Here is an 18,252-nt window from a genome sequence, read left to right on the forward strand (position 1 = left end):
TAATTTCTCGAATAGGATGATTTAGACGTCGTCGAGCTTGCGGCCCGCGAGCGCGCGGCGGATGCTCTTGTTCATGCGGCGCGCGGCGAATTCATCGGTGCCGGTGGCGAGCGTCTTCGTCGCATCTTCGATCTTCTCGACCGAATCGCCGTTCGCGAGCGCCGCCAGTTCGGTCACGAGCGCGACGATTTGCGCGCGTTCATCGTCGTCGAGCAGTTCGCCGTCGGTTTCGAGCGCAACATGCGTCGCTTCGATGAGACGCTCCGCTTCCACCTGCGCCTCGCGCAACGCACGCGCGCGCATGTCCGTCTCGGCGGTCTTGAAGCTCTCTTCGAGCATGCGGGCGACTTCGTCGTCGGCGAGTCCGTACGACGGCTTCACGACCACCGACGCCTCCACGCCCGACATCTGCTCGCGCGCGAACACGGACAAGAGACCGTCCGCGTCGACCTGATAGGTCACACGAATGCGCGCCGCGCCCGCCGCCATCGGCGGAATGCCGCGCAACTCGAAGCGCGCGAGCGACCGGCAATCGGACACGAGTTCGCGCTCGCCCTGCACGACGTGGATCGCCATCGCGGTCTGGCCGTCCTTGAAGGTCGTGAAATCCTGCGCGCGCGCGGTCGGGATCGTCGAATTGCGCGGGATGATTTTCTCGGTGAGGCCGCCCATCGTTTCGACGCCGAGCGACAGCGGAATCACGTCGAGCAGCAGCCAGTCGTCGCCTTCGCCGCGACGGTTGCCCGCGAGCAGATCGGCCTGAATCGCAGCGCCCAGCGCGACGACCTGATCTGGATCGAGATTGATGAGCGGCGGCTGGCCGAAAAACGTTTCGACCGCGCGGCGGATCACCGGCATGCGCGTGGCGCCGCCAACCAGTACGACGCCCTTGATGTCCTTCGCGGCGACCTTCGCATCGCGCAGCGCCTTTTTCGTCGGCGTGAGCGTGCGCGCGACGAGCGCCTCGGTCAGCGCGGCGAACTCGACTTCGGTCACGGCGACATCGATCTGCTGGCCGGTCGAGAGCGTCGCCTGGACGCGCGTTTCGTTCGTCGACGACAGCGCTTCCTTCGCGTTGCGAACGAGATCGAGCAGCAGGCGCACGTCTTCCGGCGCATCGACCGACACGCCCGCCGCCGTCAAGACGTGCCGATACAGCGCGTGATCGAAATCGTCGCCGCCGAGCGCGGAATCGCCGCCCGCCGCGAGCACCTCGAAGACGCCTTTCGTGAGCTTGAGAATCGACAGATCGAATGTGCCGCCGCCGAGGTCGTAGACGGCGTAGAGGCCTTCCGCACCGTTATCGAGACCGTAAGCGATCGCGGCTGCGGTCGGCTCGTTGAGCAGGCGCAGCACGTTCAGGCCGGCGAGCTTCGCCGCGTCCTTCGTCGCCTGACGCTGGGCTTCGTCGAAATAGGCGGGCACCGTGATCACCGCGCCGACGAGATCCTCGCCGAGCGTGTCTTCCGCGCGATAACGCAGCGTCGCGAGAATTTCCGCCGATACTTCGACCGGGCTTTTCACGCCGTCGACGGTGCGAATCTGCACCATGCCCGGCGCGTCGATGAAATCGTACGGCGCGTTCTCCGCGCCCTCGACCTCGCTCTTGCCGCGGCCCATGAAACGCTTGACCGAGACGATCGTATTGCGCGGATCGATGACCGCTTCTTCCTTCGCGGCGCGGCCGATGCGCCGTCCGCCCTTCTCCAGATAGCGCACGACCGACGGCAGCAGCACGTGGCCGTCCTCGTCGGGCAGCGCTTCGGGCACGCTGCTGCGCACGGCCGCGACGAGCGAGTTCGTCGTGCCGAGATCGATGCCGACCGCCACGCGCCTTTGATGCGGCGCCGGCGCCATGCCGGGTTCTGAGATTTGCAGTAAAGCCATCGTTGGTCTTATGAGGTTGTATGCGGCGCGTTTGCCTTTAGTGTTCGAGCCGTTCGATCTGCGCGCCGATTTCATGCGCCACGCGTTCGATGAACATCAACTGACGCACGGCCTCGCCCGCCGCCTGATCCGACTTGCTGTCGATCAGCGCCTCGAGCTTGGTGAAGCGCATGCGCTCTTCGTCGCGCAGTTCGTCGAGCAGCGCTTCGAGCGCACCGATGTTCTTCGCGTTCGCCGCATCCTCGATATTTTCGCGCCATTCCATCTGCTGCATCAGGAACGCCGGCTCCATCGCGGTGTTGTTCTCCGCGCCGACGTCGATGCCGCGCTGCGCGAGCATATAGCGCGCGCGCTTCAGCGGATCGCGCAGCGTCTGATACGCCTCGTTCGCGTGCGTGGCCCACTGCATCGCGAGACGCTTCTGCGCATCGCCGGCCGCGGCGAAACGGTCCGGATGCACTTGCGCCTGCACGGTGCGATAAGCGTCGTCGAGCTTCTGCTGGTCGACGGCGAAGGTCTGCGGCAGATCGAAGAGATCGAAGTGACTGTCGGTGAGCGTGGCCATGCTATGTCTGTGAATTCAGTGTGCGCGAATGAAAAAGGCGGCACGCGCCGCCTCTTTTGCCGATACCGCCGGCGTCATTCCCGTCAGACGCGGAACGATTCGCCGCAGCCGCATTCGTCCTTCGCGTTCGGATTGTTGAACTTGAAGCCTTCGTTCAGGCCTTCGCGGGCGAAGTCCAGCTCGGTGCCGTCGAGATACGGAAGACTCTTCGGATCGATCACGATCTTCACGCCCGACGACTCGAACACGGTGTCTTCCGGTGCGAGCTCGTCGACATACTCGAGCTTGTACGCGAGGCCCGAACAGCCCGTCGTCCGCACGCCCAGCCGCAAGCCGACGCCCTTGCCGCGCCGCGTCAGATACTTCTGTACGTGTTGTGCCGCTTTATCCGTCAACGTGATTGCCATAGTCTTCGCTTCTCTCTTCGGGGCGCCGCCCCGGACGCCCGTCGTCACAATTACGCCGCTGCCTGCTTCGATTCCGCCGCTGCCGCTTCCGGCGCCGCGACGCCATGACGCTGCTTGTAGTCCGCAACCGCCGCCTTGATCGCGTCTTCCGCGAGGATCGAGCAGTGGATCTTCACCGGCGGCAGCGCCAGTTCTTCGGCGATCTGCGTGTTCTTGATGGTGAGCGCCTGATCCAGCGTCTTGCCCTTCACCCATTCGGTGACGAGCGAGCTCGATGCGATCGCCGAGCCGCAGCCGTAGGTCTTGAACTTCGCGTCCTCGATCACGCCATCCGCGCCCACGCGGATCTGCAGCTTCATCACGTCGCCGCACGCCGGCGCGCCGACCATGCCGGTGCCGACGGTGTCGTCGTCCTTCGAGAACGAGCCGACGTTACGCGGGTTTTCGTAGTGGTCCAGAACCTTGTCGCTATAAGCCATGATTCAAACTCTCCTAATATTCGGTGTCGCGTGGCGCTCAGTGGTCGCTTAGTGCGCAGCCCACTGGATGGTCGAGATGTCGATGCCGTCCTTGTGCATTTCCCAGAGCGGCGACAGATCGCGCAGTTTCGCGATCTTGTTCTTCAGCAGGTTGATCACATAGTCGACGTCCTGCTCGGTGGTGAAGCGGCCGACCGTGAAGCGGATCGAGCTGTGCGCGAGTTCGTCGTTACGGCCGAGCGCGCGCAGCACATAAGAGGGCTCGAGCGACGCCGACGTGCACGCCGAACCCGACGACACCGCGACGTCCTTCACCGCCATGATCAGCGATTCGCCTTCGACGAAGTTGAAGCTGATGTTGAGGTTGTGCGGCACGCGGCGTTCCATGTCGCCGTTGACGTACACCTCTTCGATGTCCTGCAGCCCCTTCAGCAGACGGTCGCGCAGCATGCGGATGCGCTCGTTCTCCGTCGCCATTTCCTCACGCGCGATGCGGAACGCTTCGCCCATGCCGACGATCTGATGCGTCGCGAGCGTGCCCGAACGCATGCCGCGCTCGTGACCGCCGCCGTGCATCTGCGCTTCGATGCGCACGCGCGGCTTGCGACGCACATACAGCGCGCCGATGCCCTTCGGACCGTACGTCTTGTGAGCCGAAAACGACATCAGATCGACCTTCAGCTTTTGCAGATCGATTTCGATCTTGCCGGTGGCTTGCGCCGCATCGACGTGGAAAATGATGCCCTTCTCGCGCGTGATCTCGCCGATCGCCTCGATGTCCTGAATCACGCCGATTTCGTTGTTCACGCTCATCACGGAGACGAGGATCGTGTCCGGACGGATCGCCGCCTTGAACTTTTCCAGATCGATGAGACCGTCGTCCTTCACGTCGAGATACGTGACTTCGTAGCCTTCGCGCTCCAGCTCACGCGTGGTGTCGAGCACGGCCTTGTGCTCGGTCTTCACGGTGATGATGTGCTTGCCCTTGCTCTTGTAGAAGTGCGCCGCGCCCTTGATGGCGAGGTTGTCCGATTCCGTCGCACCCGACGTCCAGATGATCTCGCGCGGATCGCAATTCACGAGCGCCGCGACGTTCTCGCGCGCTTCCTCGACCGCACGCTCCGCATCCCAGCCGTACTGGTGGCTGCGCGAGGCCGGATTGCCGAACTGCTCGCGAAGATACGGAATCATCTTGTCCACCACGCGCGGATCGACGGGGGTCGTCGCGCTGTAGTCCATGTAAATGGGCAGGTGGGGAATATCGTTGTTCATCAGTCGCTCCGGGAAAATCGGTCAAAGCTCTTGGCTGGGACGCTTTCGTCTGCGCGCGCGGCTCGCGCCGGCGCGGTTTATGTCATCCGGCCAGATTGAAAATGGAATTCGGCCCCTTGGGCACGACACGCGCGGCCTCGACGCCAGCCGATTCCGCGCGCCGGTCGCGCAGCACCGCCGACGAACCTTCGCGCGCACGCTGCTGGTCGACCAGATCCTTCAACGAGACGGAATCGAGATACTCGACCATCTTCTGGTTCAGTGTCGCCCAGAGCTCGTGCGTCATGCAGTGGCCGTCGTGCTGCTTCGTGCCTTCGCACGTGCCCTTGCCGCCGCACTGCGTGGCGTCGATCGGCTCGTCGACCGCGATGATGATGTCGGCAACCGTGACGTTCTCCGCGCGGCGCGCGAGGTTGTAGCCGCCGCCCGGTCCGCGAACCGATTCGACGATCTCATGCCGCCGCAGCTTGCCGAAGAGCTGTTCGAGGTAGGAAAGCGAGATGCGCTGGCGCTGACTGATGCCTGCCAGCGTCACCGGGCCCTGCTCCTGGCGCAGCGCCAGGTCGATCATCGCCGTGACGGCGAAACGGCCTTTCGTGGTGAGTCTCATAATTGGGGGCTAACGCTAATACTCGATGGTTTTCGTCAAGTATAAATAGCCCACGTTTTTAGTCAAGTATCCGGGGCGAGATAAGTAGTCTTTTAACGCGTTTTTTTCGGATCGCGCGGCCGCGCCGCCGCTCAGGCAGTCAACTGAGCGCGTAAGGCTTTCAGCAAGCCTTCACATGCGTCCTCGCATTGGTCGAGCACTTTTTCGAAGCCCTCTTTGCCACCGAAATAGGGATCGACCACCACGCGGCTGTCGTCGCGCGTCGCGAACTCCATCAGCAGGCGAATCTTGTCGCGGTGCTCGGACGGGCAGACTTCCGCCAAGGCGGCGGCGTTGGCGTCGTCCATGACGATGAACAGATCGAAGCGCGCGAAATCGGCCGCGGCGACCTGACGGCCGCGCAACTTCGACAGATCGTAGCCGCGCTTCTTCGCTGCCTTTTGCGCGCGTTCGTCCGGTGGCTCGCCGATGTGCCAGTCGCCGGTGCCCGCCGAATCGATCACGATGCGCTCAGCCAGTTTCGCGCGCTCGACGAGATCGCGCATCACCGCTTCCGCGCTGGGCGAGCGGCAGATATTGCCGAGACAGACGAAGCAGACCGCGATCGAGTTCATCTAAAGCCGGGAAAAGTCGTGATGTCCGGCGTCGATAGAAACAGCACCGGAATGCGTCCCGAATTATACAAAGGGGCACAAATTCTCGCCCACACGGCTCATTCCATCTTGCGCAACGCTTTCAGCGCTCGTCCCGATGGATGTCGTGCGTGATGAAGCGCGACTCGCCGTTGGGCATGTCGAGCCAGTCACGATGCGCAAGCGTGCGGCGCATATCGGAGAGACCGCTTTCCCAGTGTTCGCGCATCGTCGAAAAGCCGAACTGGTAGTCCTTGAAATGCCCCTCGTACTCTTTTTGCCGGTATATCAGGTGGATGATGTTGTAACGCTTCGAACATGCCAGTTCGGCGGCGAGCCTGCACCATTCGTCGCTCTCGCGGACGTCTTCGGGCACGAGATCGAGAACGTGCTGCAACACGTTACGGTAGCGCTGCGCGCGCTGCATCTGATCCGTGACGAGACGCGTGCGGCTCGAATACTGCACGTCCTTCACGCGCCCCATCACGTCGACGATGCTGTCGGGCACCGGCCCGCGCGCGCTCCACAGATCGACCTGGAAGGCGAGCGTGTCGCGGCGCGGCGTCGCCTGCGCGATTTCGTAGAGCGGCGTGTTCGACATGAGACCGCCGTCCCAATAGAACTGGCCGTCGATCTCGACTGCGGCGAAGCCCGGCGGCAAGGCGCCCGAGGCAATGAAATGCTCGGCGCGCAAGCGGATCTGCGTGTTGTCGAAATACGCGAAGTTGCCGGTCGCGACGTTCACCGCGCCTACCGACACGCGCGTTTCGCCGGAATTGATGCGGTCGAAGTCGCAAAGCCGCTCGAGCGTGGCCTTGAGCGGCGTGGTGTCGTAATAGCTCGCGGTCTGCGGCGAGCTCGACGCGATCGGCGACGGCGGCGGAAAGCGCGGGATGAAAAATCCCTTCTGCCCTTCGACGATCGCACCGAAAGCCTGCATCGCGGTGAACGCCTTGCGGATTTCGTCGGCGGAATCGAATAGCGCGCGCTCGAGGAACGCGGGCAACGGGAAACCGAACGCGGGCCGGCAGATCGTCTCCCAGAATTCAAGCAGACGCGTCACGCGATGCTCGGGCGCGTTGCCCGCGATGATCGCCGTGTTGAGCGCGCCGATCGAGATGCCGGCGATCCAGTTCGGATGGATGTCCGCCTCGTGCAACCCTTGATAGACGCCCGCCTGATAGGCGCCGAGCGCGCCCCCGCCCTGGAGCATGAGCGCGATCGTCTCGTAGGGAGGCAGGTGCACGCGGGCTTGCTGCCCGGCGGACGCCCGAGTCCGCGCGCTTTCCCGTCCTATGACTTCTTCGTTCTCGATTTCCGACATCCCGCGCGTTCTCCTTATTGCATGAACCAGCCGTGACTCACGACGAACGATTGCCCCGTCAGCGCCGCCGTTTCGAACGCGGAAAGGAAGAGCACGGTCTGAGCGACGTCCTCGACGGTCGTGAATACGCCATCGACCGTGCCACCGAGCATCACGCGCCTGACGACTTCTTCCTCGCTGATTTTCAACTCCTTGGCCTGCTCGGGAATTTGCTTGTCGACGAGCGGCGTACGCACGAAGCCCGGACAGACGACGTGCGAGCGCACGTTGTGCTTCGCGCCTTCCTTCGCCAGCACGCGCGCGAGGCCGAGCAGTCCGTGTTTCGCGGTCACATAGGCGGACTTCAGCGGCGACGCCTCGTGCGAATGCACCGAACCCATATAGATCACTACCCCGCCGCGATCGTCCTTGTACATATGCTTGAGCGCGGCTTTGGTGGTGAGAAACGCGCCGTCGACGTGGATCGCCATCATCTTCTTCCAGTCGGCGTACGCGTAGTTTTCGATGGGATTGACGATCTGAATGCCCGCGTTCGACACGAGGATGTCCACAGAGCCCAGTTCCGCAGCGACGCGATCGATGCCCTGATTGACGGCGTCTTCGTTCGTCACGTCCATCGCGATGCCGATAGCCTTGCCGCCCTTGCCGCGGATCTCTTCGGCGACCGCGTCCGCGCCCGCCTGATTCAGATCGGCGATGGCGACCGCCGCGCCCGCGCCGGCGAGCGTGAACGCGATAGCCTTGCCGATACCGCTCGCCGCGCCCGTCACGATCGCGGTCTTGCCGTCGAGCTTACCGTTTGATGACATGCGAACCTCCTATCCAGTGGGAAGACATCGGGTGTATGACAACATCCGTCGGCACGGCTATCAAGCTGGCCGTTCGGCATAGGAAAAGTCGGGCGAAACTCAGAACGCTTAGGCCATTCGGCCGACTGTTCATGAAAGTCCGGGAGCGGTTATTGTGCATGAAGGACGCAATGCGCCGCAGCACGCGCTGGGCGTCGTGAGTCATGCAGCGCACGGGGTCGGCTAGAATAGGCGCCCTTCCGCCGCACCTTTTCATTTTGCTTCTCGCGCCCGACGCGGGCCTCCTGTCATGCTCAGTTACCGTCACGCCTTTCATGCGGGCAACCACGCCGATGTGCTGAAACACGCGATCGTCATTCAGATGCTTCGCTATCTCGGCCAGAAGGACAAATCGTATTGGTATGTCGACACGCACGCCGGCGCCGGAGTGTATTCGCTCACCGAAGGCTTCGCGACGAAGAACGCCGAGTTCGAGACGGGCATCGGCAAGCTTTGGGATCGCGGCGACCTGCCGGCGCTGCTCGCCGACTATGTCGACGAAGTGAAGGCATTGAATCCCGATGGCGGTCTGCGTTTCTATCCCGGCTCGCCCTATCTGGCCTGGCGCACGATGCGCGAGCAGGATCGCATGCGGCTTTTCGAGTTGCACAGCACGGAAATCGACGTGCTGCGCCACAATTTCCGCGATGCCGGCCGGCGCGCGATGATCTACGAAGGCGACGGCTTCGACGGCATCAAGGCGATTCTTCCGCCGCCGCCGAGGCGTGCGCTCGTGTTGATCGATCCGTCGTACGAGGACAAGCGCGACTACGCCCGCACGATTACGTGCCTCGAAGAAAGTATCAAGCGCTTCTCGACCGGAACGTATGCGGTCTGGTACCCGATCGTCACGCGCCAGGAGTCGCAGCGTTTCGCCGATCAGTTGACGGCGATCCAGCCGAACGGCTGGCTGCATGCGGCCCTCACGGTGAGGAAACCGCCGACGGACGGCTTCGGGTTGTTCGGCAGCGGCATGTTCGTAATCAACCCGCCCTACACGCTGGCGAAGGAACTGAAGGAATCACTGCCCTACCTCGTCGACGCGCTCGGCGAGGACGGCAACGCTTCGTTCAAGCTTGAACATCGCGCCGACTGAGCACGGTTTCGCGGTCAGGGATGAGGCGCGCGCGGAGTTCTGGGGCGCACGCCGCCGCCAGGCTGAACGGGCACCGTGTTCTGTCCGCTTGAATATTCGACGTATGGTGAAACGACGATGGGCGGTTGAGCCTCCTGCGGGATGCCGGGCAATGTCGCCATCGGCACCATGCCCGGGCCGCCGAGCGGGCCGCTCTGGAGCACCGTGCCGCTCACGCCGCTGTGGATACCGGTTTGCGTATCGAGTACGAGCGGTTCGCCGCCCGGCTTGGCGAGCGCCGGTTGCGAGCCGGGCAAGACTGCGGCGAGCGCGATGCAAACCTGCGTGACTTTCGTGATTCGATGGCGGAACCCGATATTCGTCGTGTCATTGATATGGCCTGGCATCGCGCGCTCTTTTGTGTAGACGAAACCGCTTTACCTTACCCCGGTGGCAAGCTTTAGGCTAGGTGGTTCGACACATAAGCAGCCTTGCAACCGCCCCTTCCACAGGAGATACGATGAAATCAACAAGAATCGCACTTGCCATCTTCACCATCCTCTGCAGCGCAAGCGTGAATGCCCAGACCGCCGCGCCGGCGAGCGATGCAATGCCAGGCATGAATATGGAACAGCACGAGCCGAAGCCGACGGACGTCTCGTCCACCGCCGCGTTCCAGGCCGCCGATCAGAAAATGATGTCGGGCATGTCGAGCATCGAGTACACGGGGGACGCCGACCGGGATTTCGTCGCGCACATGATTCCGCATCATCAGGGCGCGGTGGAAATGGCGAAGGTCGAACTGAAGTACGGCAAGGACGCCAAGCTGCGCAAGCTGGCGAAGGACATCATCGCCGCGCAGAACAAGGAAATCGCATTCATGAAACAGTGGCTGGAGCAGCATCCGCACAAGCAGTAAAACGCTCCGCTCACGTGACGAGCAAAAAGCAAAAGCCCCGCAATTGCGGGGCTTTTGCTTTCACATCGGGCGTGTTCGACGCCAGGAACGAAACGCTTAAGCGTTGTAGCCGTTCGTTTCCAGCGAGCGGATGCGCTGTTCAAGCTGGACGATGTCCGTCGATTGCGCAAGATAGGCTTCGCGGCGGCGCTGCTCGGCGGCTTCAAACCAGATGCTCAGTTTTTCGATGAGGAATGCAAACATGGTGTTCTCCAAGGTCTTCGAAAGATCCCTGGCGGTTCGGGTCAGGGATTACCCGCGTTAGGGAATACCCGGATTATAGGGGAGAACGTCCGTGCCGGGGTAGTGAAATGCTTGAATAGTGTGCATTCGGATTCGGAATGGTGCAGGCTGCATTCTTGCTTAATCCACTGATTTCTCGTATGAATTCGCTCATTGCCAACAATCTGGTCGTTGCAGACGCACCATTTTCGTGCATTACTGCGCCAGCTTGTCCAATATCGGGCAATCCGGCCGCGCGTCGCCGTGACAATGATTAGCCAGATGCGACAGCGTGTCGCGCATCTCGGTTAATTCGGCGATCCGCCGGTCCAGTTCCGCAACATGTTCCAGCGCAATCGACTTCACCTCCGCGCTCGCCCGCGACCGGTCCTGCCACAAGGCGAGCAGCTTGCGGATATCGTCGACGAGAAAGCCGAGCCGGCGTGCCTGCCGCACGAAACGCAGCGCGTGGACCTCGTGATCGCCATACACGCGATATCCCGATGACGTCCGTCCGACCGGATTGAGCAATCCGACGCTCTCGTAGTAGCGGATCATTTTCGCGGTCACGCCCGAGGCGCGGGCCGCTTCGCCGATATTCATCGTCTGCTCCTGAAAAATGTCATTCCGACTCTACACCTTCCCATGATGGCAAGGTATACGATGTCGTTGATCCGGACTTTTTCAAGGGGAAACAGCAATGACCGAATTCGAAGTTCAGGGCATGAGTTGCCAGCACTGCGTCGCCGCTGTGACGCGCTCGATTCAGGAAATCGATCCGCAAGCGCAAGTTCGCGTCGATCTGGAGCGAGGCAAGGTCGCCGTCGAATCCGCAAAATCGAACGATGCGCTCAAGGAAGCCATCGACGAGGCCGGCTATACGGTCGTCGGCGTCGCTTCGGCATGAGGCAAAACGAGCGCTTTACCGTCGCGCTGATCGGGGCGTCGGGGTTGCTGGGCCGGGCGGTTGCCACGGAACTGGCGAGCGCGGCCAGCACGCAGACGTGGCGCGTCGTGCATACGGCTCACCGGCGCGCCGACGCCGCGAGCGTGAAGCTCGACCTGCTCGACCATGACGCGGTACGCGCGTTCGTGCGCGATCTCGCGCCGGATGCGATCGTGGTCGCGGCAGCGGAGCGGCGTCCGGACATCTGCGAAAACGATCCGGCGCTCGCGCGCGCGTTGAATGTCGAGGCGTTGAGCGTGATCGCCACCGAAGCGCGCGCGCTCGGCACATGGGTATTGTCGATTTCGACCGACTACGTCTTCGACGGCGCGTCGCCGCCCTATTTGCCCGACGACGCGCCCGCGCCGCTCAACGCCTACGGCCAGAGCAAGCTCGACGGCGAACGCGCGCTGCTCGCGAGCGATCCGATGTCCTGCGTGCTGCGTCTGCCGCTGCTTTACGGGCCGTTCACCGACTGGAGCGAATCTGCGGTGACGAGCCTCACGCCCGCGATCGTGAAATCGTCCGAGGCGGCCGGCGCGCCCGCCTCGATGGACGCCTGGGCGACGCGTTATCCGACATACACGCCCGATGTCGCCGTGGTGATTCGCGGCATGCTCGAACATCACGCGAAAGGCGCGACGATTTCCGGGATCACGCAATGGTCCGGCGACGAGCCGATGACGAAGTTCGATATCGCCGAACGCATCGCGCGAGCACTGAAAGTGGACGCGAAGCTCGTTGCGCAGCGCACGCCCGCGGACGCGACGCCGCGCCCGCGCGACTGTCATCTCGATTCCGGCCGGCTGGAAGCGCTGGGCATCCGCCGGCGCACGCCGTTCGACATCGCGATCGGCAGACTGCTCGCGAAGTATCCGGACGTCTCATCTCAGTGAAAATCGCGGCTCGGCGCGGCCAGGCGGCCGAGCAAAGCACTATGGTCTTCGAGCCGCTGCGCCACCAGATGGCGCACCTCGCCTTCCATTTGCCAGACGCCGTGCACGCCGAGCAGCGACGCGCCTAGCAGCACCTTGCGCTGTTTCTCGACGAGCCCCGGCCAGACGATCACGTTGATTGCGCCCGTTTCGTCCTCGATCGATACGAAAATCGTGCCGTTGGCCGTGCCCGGCCGCTGCCGCACCGTCACGATGCCGCACGCCCGCACGAAGCGCCCGTTTCTGATATCCGCGAGTTCGGCCGCGGTCTTGAAGCGCATACGCGCGAGCTTCGCGCGCAAAAGCGCGAGCGGATGCCGATTGAGCGTGAGCCCGAGACTCGCGTAATCGTCGACGATTTCGCGACCTTCCGATGCTTCCGGCAACAGCAGCGGCGCCTCGCTCATCGGCGCGTCGCGCAGCAATTCCGGCGCGCGCTGCTGTGCGGTGACCGCCCACCACGCCTGACGCCGGTGTCCTGCAATGCTCGCGAGCGCATTGCCCGCCGCGAGCGCTTCGAGTTCGCGGCGCGACAACGCGGCACGGCGCGTGAGATCGTCGACATCGATGAACGGCGCTTCTGCGCGCGCGGCCATGATCCGCTCGGCCGCCGCTTGCGGCAGACCTTTGATCAGTTGCAGGCCGATCCGCACGCCTGGCCCTTTCGCGCCGTATTGCCGTCCATCCAGCTCGACGCGCTTTCTGAGCCTGCGCGCCGCTCGCTGCACGGTCTTCCGGAACACGCGATCCGACTCTGCCGCGCCGTAAAACTGTTGACGCCGCCGCTCCTTGCCGGCATCGAACCCGATGCGCTCGCCATCGCCGGCGCGCGCTTCCAGCACCGACTCCCAATCGCTCAGCGAAACATCGGGCGCGAACACCGGCACGCCGTGACGCCGCGCGTCCTGCACGAGTTGCGACGGCGAATAAAAGCCGAGCGGCTGGCTGTTCAGCAGGCCGGCCAGAAACGCCGCGGGCTCGTAACGCTTGATCCACGCGCTGAAATAGACGAGCAGCGCGAAGCTCGCCGAGTGACTCTCAGGAAAGCCGTATTCGCCGAAACCCTCGATCTGCTTGCACACGCGCGCGGCGAAATCGTGCTCGTAGCCGCGCGCGAGCATCTTCTGCATGAGATCGGCTTGATACTTTTCCAGATGACTGCCGCGGCGCCACGCGGCCATCGCGCGGCGCAACTGATCGGCCTGTTCCGCCGTGTAGCCCGCCGCGACCATCGCGAGCTTCATCACCTGCTCCTGAAAGATCGGCACGCCGAGCGTGCGGCCGAGCACCGGCCGCAGTTCCTCTTTCGGATAATCCTCCTCTTCCAGGCCCTGCTTGCGGCGCAAATACGGATGCACCATGCCGCCCTGGATCGGGCCGGGCCGCACGATCGCCACTTCGATGACGAGGTCGTAATACTTCTGAGGCCGCAAGCGCGGCAGCATGCTCTGCTGCGCACGCGATTCGATCTGAAACACGCCGATGGTGTCCGCGCGGCAGCACATTTCGTAGACGGCCTTGTCCTCGCGACGAATATGCGACAGCCCGAAGCCCGGCACGCCGCGCCGCAGCGCGACGAATTCGAGCGCGCGCCGGATCGCCGAAAGCATGCCGAGCGCGAGCACGTCGACTTTCAGGAGCTTCAGCTGATCGATGTCGTCCTTGTCCCATTGAATCACGCAGCGGTCCTTCATCGCGGCGTTTTCGATCGGCACGAGCCGCGACAGACGTTCCCGCGCGATCACGAAGCCACCGACATGCTGCGACAAATGCCGCGGAAAGCCGCGCAACTCGCGCGTGAGCCGGATCAGATGCTTCGTGACGTGCGAATCGTCGCTGAAGCCGGCTTCCCGGAGATAACCCGCCACCGCCGACGGCCCGTCCCACCATTGCTGCGATTTGCCGATGCGCTCGATCAGCGATGCATCGAGCCCGAGCGCCTTGCCGACATCCTTCAGCGCGCTGCGCGTGTGATACGTGATGAGCGACGCCGCCAGCGACGCGCGATGCCGCCCGTACTTCTGATAGATGTACTGGATGACTTCCTCGCGCCGCTGATGCTCGAAATCGACATCGATGTCGGGCGGCTCGTTGCGCGCTTGCGAGATGAAGCGCTCGATCAGAAGACCCATCCGCACCGGATCGAGCTCGGTGATGAAGAGGCAATAACAAATGATCGAATTCGCCGCCGAGCCGCGTCCCTGACACAAAATCCCTTTGCTGCGCGCGAACGCGACGATGTCGTAGACCGTCAGGAAGTACTTCTCGTATTCCAGCTTCGCGACGAGCGCCAGTTCCTTGTCGATGAGACCGATCGTCTCGGCGTCCATGCCGTTCGGCCAGCGCTGCAGCGCGCCCGCCATCACCCGCTTGCGCAGATAGCTCGCGGGCGTCTCGCCGGGCGGCACCAGTTCCTCGGGATATTCGTACTTGAGTTCGTCGAGCGAGAAGGTGCAGCGCGCGGCCACCTTCAACGTTTCCCGGATCGCCTCTTTCGGATAAAGCGCGCCGATGCGCAACCGCGTGCGCAGATGCCGCTCCGCGTTCGCTTCGAGCGCATAGCCGCATTCGGCGAGCGGCCGGTTCAGGCGAATCGCGGTGAGCGTGTCCTGCAAGGGCTTGCGCGAGCGCGCGTGCATCAGCGCACCGCTTGCCGCGATGAGCGGCAATCCGCTCGCCTGCGCGATCACGCGGCACGAAGCGAGACGCTCGTCGTCGCTGCCGTCCTGCCAGAGCTCCAGCGCGAGCCACGCGCGGCCCGCGGCGAAACCGGCCAGCCAGTGCGCGCGATCGAGCGTATCGGCGAGCGTCGCTGCGCGCTGCGGCACGAGAATCAGCAGGCAATCGGGCAAGTGCTTCAGATGCGCGATATCGCCGCGCAAGTCCGATGTATCGGATGAAGCGGCGGGATCGGTGAAGTCTTCCGGACCGATCCGATAGCTGCCCTTCGGCGAACGCGCGCGCGCGTGCGAAATCAGCTCGGACAGGTTGCCGTAGCCCGCCCGATTCGTCGCGAGCGCGATAAGCGTGCAGAACGGCTCGCCATCGGCGTCCGTGAGATGCAGTTCGCTGCCGATGATCAGCTTCAGATCCTGGCTCTTGGGCGGCGGCTCGCCGGCAAGCCGCGCGGCTTCGGCGTCGGCTTGCGCCTTCGCCTCGATGTCCTTGATCGCGGCATGCGCGCGCACGACGCCCGCGAGCGAGCATTCATCCGTAATCGCGAGCGCGGTGTAGCCGTGTTCGAGCGCGGCCGCCGCCAGTTCCTGCGGATGCGATGCGCCGCGCAGAAACGAAAAGTTACTCAGGCAATGCAGTTCGGCATAACCGGGCAACAACGCCGACGCCGACATCGAGCCGGGAAACGCGTTGTCTCCATCCAGACCGATGATGTCGTTCAGATCATCCATCGCGCATCATCCGAAAAAACCGTGCAGGAACCAGTCGCCCGTAAGACGTTCGCGATAGAGCCAGAACATGCGCCCGCGATCGTCGGCGGCGACGTAGTAATCGCGCTGGACGCCGTTGCCGTCCCACCATCCCGCCTCGATACGCTCGGTCCGGCTGATCAGCTTCAACGGACGCCGATAGAACGGCCGCTCGTTGCGCAGCATCAGCTTTTGCGGCGTTTCGAGTATCCACGACGGACGCGGCTGCTGAGGCACGGCGAGATCGGGAAGTTCGAGCGGTTCGTTTGACTCCGTTTGCACTTCGGGTTCTGTTTCTGCCCTTGCCGTTTGCGTCTTCGGCGACTTTTTTCCGCGCTTGGATTTCGTTTCGCTTGCGGGCTTATAAGGTTCGACGGTCATCGCCGCCTCGGGCCGATGATCGTCGCGCGCGACCAGTTGCACCACGTTCTCCGCGCCCAGCCGCGCGCTCAGGCGTTCGAGCAGTTGCGCCATCGATTCGCTGTCGGAACCAGGCATCGGAAACAAGGTGTCGGGCGGCGGCGCATACTCGCTGACCTTGTCGGCCAGGAGTTTCATCTCGATGACGGGCGCGGCGAGCGTCGTCTGATTCAGCTTCTCGCGCAAGAGCCACAGGATGTGGTCGGCGTCGCGCGTCGGCACGGCCCACGCCACCTTGAATGTCGACGTTTTCGGCGCGTGACGGGCGGCCAGTTCGTGTTCGAGCAAGAGGGAAAATTCGCTGACCGCCGCATGATGCGCAGAGAGCCAGCCGGCGAGTTGCAGCACGAGCCGGCGCGCGGCGAACAGCAGCGCCTCGGCGCTTTCCACGCGCGCCTGCAATTCGAGCCGCGCTTCGAACGACGCCGGCGCACAAAATGCCTCGCGCGGGTCGGGCGCCTGTCCGTACGCTTGCGCGAGCCATTGCAGAACGCCTTGCCCGAAGCGGCGCGCGACGCCCTTGCGCGGCAGACGACGCAAATCGGCGAGCGTCGCGCAACCGATCTGCTCGAACACGTTGCCGTGCGAGTGCGCCGATGGGATGAGCGATACGGGCAACTCATCGAGTACGTGCACGAGCGTCGTCTCTTTCACGATGCGTACGCGCCGCGCGACCCGGCGCGTGCGCGCGTGCGCCAGCAGCCACGCGCCCCACGCTGTCGGCGCGCAGCCCATGCGGGACGTGAAGCCACATCCTTTAACCGTCGATGTCACTCTGGACAGCAACGCGCGCAATCCGCCGAAGAGCCGCATGCTGGCGCCGACTTCGAGCAGTACCGTATTCGCATGCGCGAGCACGACTTTGGGCGTGAACGCGAGCAGCGCCAGCGCAACGGCTTCGAGCGCGTTCTGCTCCTCGCGAATGTCGACGGCAAGCAACGTCAGTTGGGGCGCGAGCGCGAACGCATGCGAGCGCGTGCTGCCGGGCCGCACGCCGAGCCGAAACGCGACGAGATCGGGCATCAGGACGCGCGCGTGATCGGCTAGCGCGAAGCATGACTGATCGATATTGTCATTCGCCGTCGAGCTCGCTCCAGGCGATGTCGAGTTCGCCGGCGCTGAGGGCATCGAAGGCGGCCTGACGGCTTCGAGCGATAAAAGCGGCAATGTCACCGCTATCCACAACATGTTTGACCTCTCGTGCTTTCCTTGCCTGATGCGCCCGACGAATATGTTCGGGCAGCGCAGGCATCTGCAGCGGCAAGTTCAACTGCAAGGGCTTGCCGAGCAATGGGCCGCGCCGCTTGATGATGTCGATTTCGAGCATGACGGCCTGCATCCATTCGCGACGGTTCATCGTCTGCGCGTTGGCGGGAAGTATCGGCTTGCAGACCATGCGCAGCGGCGCAGCGGAGGATTGCTTCGCCGCTTTGAGCGGGCGGAACAGAAATGCCAGCGACTGCGCTTCCTGAGCCGCCACCTGCAGTCTTCGCAAGGCTTTGGCATCGACTTGTGGTAGCCAGATCAGCACTGCGCCGATGCCTTCCTGCTTCAACGACTGCTCCGCGGCCCAGAGCACCTGATCCTCGGCCGCTTTGACCCAGACCAGCTTGTTCACCGCGATGTTCATCGTCCGAAGCGCGGCCAGATTGGGCTTCCACGGTGGCGCGACGAAGATGACGGAGCGGCCTTTGCTTGCTGTCAGTTCGCGGATCGAGTGCGCGAGCAGTCTGATTTCGCCTACGCCACTCTCTTCGATCAGCAACTCGGTGACTGAGCCGGGCATCCAGCCTGCGCCGGGCAAGGCCAAGTCGAGCGCTCGAAAGCCGCTCGAGATGATGTTCGAATCGGGATCGTTGACCGGACTGCCCTGCCAGACCTGACGCTGCAGATGCGATGTCAGCCCGATGTCGAGCAATGAAAGTGCTGCACCCATGAGTTTTCCCCGTCCGACGCGAATACAGGGGCCTGCTCATGGCGCAAGCGCTCGGTGGGCCTCCGGTTTACTGTATATTTATACAGTATTTTTGCGGGCGAGGGTAAACAGCTGGGCGGATGGAAGGATGCGCCGATGGGGCGCGAGGCGAGTCGCAGCGCGCACTTCGCGGATTTGCAGATACCGCGCTTCAAACGCAAAAACCCCACCTTTTGGGGTGGGGTTTTTGTTTGGAGCATGAGGAGCCTGACGATTACCTACTTTCACACGGGTATCCGCACTATCATCGGCGTGGAGTCGTTTCACGGTCC

Annotated in this window: 20 protein-coding genes; 4 read left to right on the plus strand and 16 right to left on the minus strand. The window is 63.3% G+C overall.

The annotated features are described in order from the left end of the window. Positions 1-21: 21 nt before the first annotated feature. The 9 genes from hscA to NCS00_RS08830 all read right to left on the minus strand — a co-directional run bounded on the left by hscA (position 22) and on the right by NCS00_RS08830 (position 7,985). A complete protein-coding gene (gene hscA, locus NCS00_RS08790) occupies positions 22-1,887 on the minus strand; it encodes a Fe-S protein assembly chaperone HscA (RefSeq protein ID WP_250439909.1) in 1,866 nt (621 codons plus the stop codon). Between the two features lie 37 nt (positions 1,888-1,924). Then, positions 1,925-2,452 carry a Fe-S protein assembly co-chaperone HscB gene (hscB, locus tag NCS00_RS08795; protein ID WP_008349209.1) on the minus strand — a complete coding sequence of 176 codons (528 nt, stop codon included), beginning with the start codon at positions 2,450-2,452 and terminating at the stop codon, positions 1,925-1,927. Between the two features lie 83 nt (positions 2,453-2,535). After that, on the minus strand, positions 2,536-2,859 hold the full coding sequence (iscA, locus tag NCS00_RS08800; RefSeq protein WP_008349207.1) for an iron-sulfur cluster assembly protein IscA: 324 nt from the start codon (positions 2,857-2,859) through the stop codon (positions 2,536-2,538). A 50-nt stretch (positions 2,860-2,909) separates the two neighbouring features. Continuing rightward, positions 2,910-3,338: a Fe-S cluster assembly scaffold IscU gene (gene iscU / locus NCS00_RS08805; protein WP_008349206.1), complete on the minus strand. Its 429-nt coding sequence runs from the start codon at positions 3,336-3,338 to the stop codon at positions 2,910-2,912. A gap of 48 nt (positions 3,339-3,386) precedes the next feature. Beyond that, positions 3,387-4,610 carry an IscS subfamily cysteine desulfurase gene (locus NCS00_RS08810; protein ID WP_008349205.1) on the minus strand — a complete coding sequence of 408 codons (1,224 nt, stop codon included), beginning with the start codon at positions 4,608-4,610 and terminating at the stop codon, positions 3,387-3,389. An 82-nt stretch (positions 4,611-4,692) separates the two neighbouring features. Beyond that, positions 4,693-5,220 carry a Fe-S cluster assembly transcriptional regulator IscR gene (gene iscR / locus NCS00_RS08815; protein ID WP_008349204.1) on the minus strand — a complete coding sequence of 176 codons (528 nt, stop codon included), beginning with the start codon at positions 5,218-5,220 and terminating at the stop codon, positions 4,693-4,695. A gap of 131 nt (positions 5,221-5,351) precedes the next feature. After that, positions 5,352-5,834 (minus strand): low molecular weight protein-tyrosine-phosphatase, encoded by a 483-nt coding sequence (locus NCS00_RS08820; RefSeq protein ID WP_250439911.1) that lies wholly within the window; start codon positions 5,832-5,834, stop codon positions 5,352-5,354. A 121-nt stretch (positions 5,835-5,955) separates the two neighbouring features. Further along, on the minus strand, positions 5,956-7,176 hold the full coding sequence (locus NCS00_RS08825; protein ID WP_250439912.1) for a DUF3734 domain-containing protein: 1,221 nt from the start codon (positions 7,174-7,176) through the stop codon (positions 5,956-5,958). 14 nt (positions 7,177-7,190) lie between these two features. Beyond that, complete coding sequence (locus NCS00_RS08830) at positions 7,191-7,985, minus strand: 3-hydroxybutyrate dehydrogenase (protein ID WP_250439913.1); 795 nt, start codon at positions 7,983-7,985, stop codon at positions 7,191-7,193. 289 nt (positions 7,986-8,274) lie between these two features. Here NCS00_RS08830 and NCS00_RS08835 point away from each other — a divergent pair, with 289 nt between their 5' ends. After that, a complete protein-coding gene (locus tag NCS00_RS08835; RefSeq protein WP_250439914.1) occupies positions 8,275-9,120 on the plus strand; it encodes a 23S rRNA (adenine(2030)-N(6))-methyltransferase RlmJ in 846 nt (281 codons plus the stop codon). 14 nt (positions 9,121-9,134) lie between these two features. Here the strand turns inward: NCS00_RS08835 and NCS00_RS08840 are convergent, their stop codons facing one another. Further along, on the minus strand, positions 9,135-9,506 hold the full coding sequence (locus NCS00_RS08840; RefSeq protein ID WP_008349199.1) for a hypothetical protein: 372 nt from the start codon (positions 9,504-9,506) through the stop codon (positions 9,135-9,137). A gap of 113 nt (positions 9,507-9,619) precedes the next feature. Here NCS00_RS08840 and copM point away from each other — a divergent pair, with 113 nt between their 5' ends. Then, complete coding sequence (gene copM / locus NCS00_RS08845; RefSeq protein WP_008349197.1) at positions 9,620-10,018, plus strand: CopM family metallochaperone; 399 nt, start codon at positions 9,620-9,622, stop codon at positions 10,016-10,018. 96 nt (positions 10,019-10,114) lie between these two features. On the opposite strand, the gene NCS00_RS08850 is transcribed toward copM, so the two are convergent. Both NCS00_RS08850 and cueR read right to left on the minus strand, forming a co-directional pair. Then, positions 10,115-10,261 carry a DUF3563 family protein gene (locus NCS00_RS08850; protein ID WP_008349196.1) on the minus strand — a complete coding sequence of 49 codons (147 nt, stop codon included), beginning with the start codon at positions 10,259-10,261 and terminating at the stop codon, positions 10,115-10,117. Positions 10,262-10,495: 234 nt separating this feature from the next. Further along, positions 10,496-10,882, minus strand: coding sequence for a Cu(I)-responsive transcriptional regulator (cueR, locus tag NCS00_RS08855; protein ID WP_008349194.1), 387 nt, complete (start codon positions 10,880-10,882; stop codon positions 10,496-10,498). 97 nt (positions 10,883-10,979) lie between these two features. Here cueR and NCS00_RS08860 point away from each other — a divergent pair, with 97 nt between their 5' ends. Both NCS00_RS08860 and NCS00_RS08865 read left to right on the plus strand, forming a co-directional pair. Further along, positions 10,980-11,186, plus strand: a complete 207-nt coding sequence (locus tag NCS00_RS08860) for a heavy-metal-associated domain-containing protein (RefSeq protein ID WP_008349193.1) — start codon at positions 10,980-10,982, stop codon at positions 11,184-11,186. After that, on the plus strand, positions 11,183-12,121 hold the full coding sequence (locus NCS00_RS08865; protein WP_250439915.1) for a dTDP-4-dehydrorhamnose reductase family protein: 939 nt from the start codon (positions 11,183-11,185) through the stop codon (positions 12,119-12,121). Before NCS00_RS08860 ends, NCS00_RS08865 begins: the two co-directional genes overlap by 4 nt. On the opposite strand, the gene NCS00_RS08870 is transcribed toward NCS00_RS08865, so the two are convergent. The 4 genes from NCS00_RS08870 to NCS00_RS08885 form a co-directional block, all read right to left on the minus strand. Beyond that, the gene (locus NCS00_RS08870; RefSeq protein WP_008349191.1) at positions 12,115-15,567 is read right to left on the minus strand and encodes an error-prone DNA polymerase; all 3,453 of its coding nucleotides are present in this window, start codon (positions 15,565-15,567) and stop codon (positions 12,115-12,117) included. The two genes, NCS00_RS08865 and NCS00_RS08870, sit on opposite strands and share 7 nt — an antisense overlap. A 6-nt stretch (positions 15,568-15,573) precedes the next feature. Next, positions 15,574-17,133: a Y-family DNA polymerase gene (locus NCS00_RS08875; protein ID WP_404989930.1), complete on the minus strand. Its 1,560-nt coding sequence runs from the start codon at positions 17,131-17,133 to the stop codon at positions 15,574-15,576. Further along, positions 17,078-17,941, minus strand: coding sequence for a translesion DNA synthesis-associated protein ImuA (imuA, locus tag NCS00_RS08880; protein ID WP_008349189.1), 864 nt, complete (start codon positions 17,939-17,941; stop codon positions 17,078-17,080). The genes NCS00_RS08875 and imuA overlap by 56 nt, the downstream gene beginning before the upstream one ends. Before the next feature lie 78 nt (positions 17,942-18,019). Beyond that, positions 18,020-18,252, minus strand: a 233-nt coding sequence (locus NCS00_RS08885; RefSeq protein ID WP_250439917.1) for a hypothetical protein, incomplete at its 5' end; no start/stop codon positions are given.

The organism is Caballeronia sp. AZ1_KS37 (genome assembly GCF_023631165.1).
Classification (GTDB): domain Bacteria; phylum Pseudomonadota; class Gammaproteobacteria; order Burkholderiales; family Burkholderiaceae; genus Caballeronia; species Caballeronia zhejiangensis.

What these genes read in the sequence shown, in the direction of transcription:
- hscA (WP_250439909.1), bottom strand. Translation starts at nt 1,887, where the DNA reads ATGGCTTTACTGCAAATCTCAGAACCCGGCATGGCGCCGGCGCCGCAT.
- hscB (WP_008349209.1), bottom strand. Translation starts at nt 2,452, where the DNA reads ATGGCCACGCTCACCGACAGTCACTTCGATCTCTTCGATCTGCCGCAG.
- iscA (WP_008349207.1), bottom strand. Translation starts at nt 2,859, where the DNA reads ATGGCAATCACGTTGACGGATAAAGCGGCACAACACGTACAGAAGTAT.
- iscU (WP_008349206.1), bottom strand. Translation starts at nt 3,338, where the DNA reads ATGGCTTATAGCGACAAGGTTCTGGACCACTACGAAAACCCGCGTAAC.
- NCS00_RS08810 (WP_008349205.1), bottom strand. Translation starts at nt 4,610, where the DNA reads ATGAACAACGATATTCCCCACCTGCCCATTTACATGGACTACAGCGCG.
- iscR (WP_008349204.1), bottom strand. Translation starts at nt 5,220, where the DNA reads ATGAGACTCACCACGAAAGGCCGTTTCGCCGTCACGGCGATGATCGAC.
- NCS00_RS08820 (WP_250439911.1), bottom strand. Translation starts at nt 5,834, where the DNA reads ATGAACTCGATCGCGGTCTGCTTCGTCTGTCTCGGCAATATCTGCCGC.
- NCS00_RS08825 (WP_250439912.1), bottom strand. Translation starts at nt 7,176, where the DNA reads ATGTCGGAAATCGAGAACGAAGAAGTCATAGGACGGGAAAGCGCGCGG.
- NCS00_RS08830 (WP_250439913.1), bottom strand. Translation starts at nt 7,985, where the DNA reads ATGTCATCAAACGGTAAGCTCGACGGCAAGACCGCGATCGTGACGGGC.
- NCS00_RS08835 (WP_250439914.1), top strand. Translation starts at nt 8,275, where the DNA reads ATGCTCAGTTACCGTCACGCCTTTCATGCGGGCAACCACGCCGATGTG.
- NCS00_RS08840 (WP_008349199.1), bottom strand. Translation starts at nt 9,506, where the DNA reads ATGCCAGGCCATATCAATGACACGACGAATATCGGGTTCCGCCATCGA.
- copM (WP_008349197.1), top strand. Translation starts at nt 9,620, where the DNA reads ATGAAATCAACAAGAATCGCACTTGCCATCTTCACCATCCTCTGCAGC.
- NCS00_RS08850 (WP_008349196.1), bottom strand. Translation starts at nt 10,261, where the DNA reads ATGTTTGCATTCCTCATCGAAAAACTGAGCATCTGGTTTGAAGCCGCC.
- cueR (WP_008349194.1), bottom strand. Translation starts at nt 10,882, where the DNA reads ATGAATATCGGCGAAGCGGCCCGCGCCTCGGGCGTGACCGCGAAAATG.
- NCS00_RS08860 (WP_008349193.1), top strand. Translation starts at nt 10,980, where the DNA reads ATGACCGAATTCGAAGTTCAGGGCATGAGTTGCCAGCACTGCGTCGCC.
- NCS00_RS08865 (WP_250439915.1), top strand. Translation starts at nt 11,183, where the DNA reads ATGAGGCAAAACGAGCGCTTTACCGTCGCGCTGATCGGGGCGTCGGGG.
- NCS00_RS08870 (WP_008349191.1), bottom strand. Translation starts at nt 15,567, where the DNA reads ATGGATGATCTGAACGACATCATCGGTCTGGATGGAGACAACGCGTTT.
- NCS00_RS08875 (WP_404989930.1), bottom strand. Translation starts at nt 17,133, where the DNA reads ATGCCCTCAGCGCCGGCGAACTCGACATCGCCTGGAGCGAGCTCGACG.
- imuA (WP_008349189.1), bottom strand. Translation starts at nt 17,941, where the DNA reads ATGGGTGCAGCACTTTCATTGCTCGACATCGGGCTGACATCGCATCTG.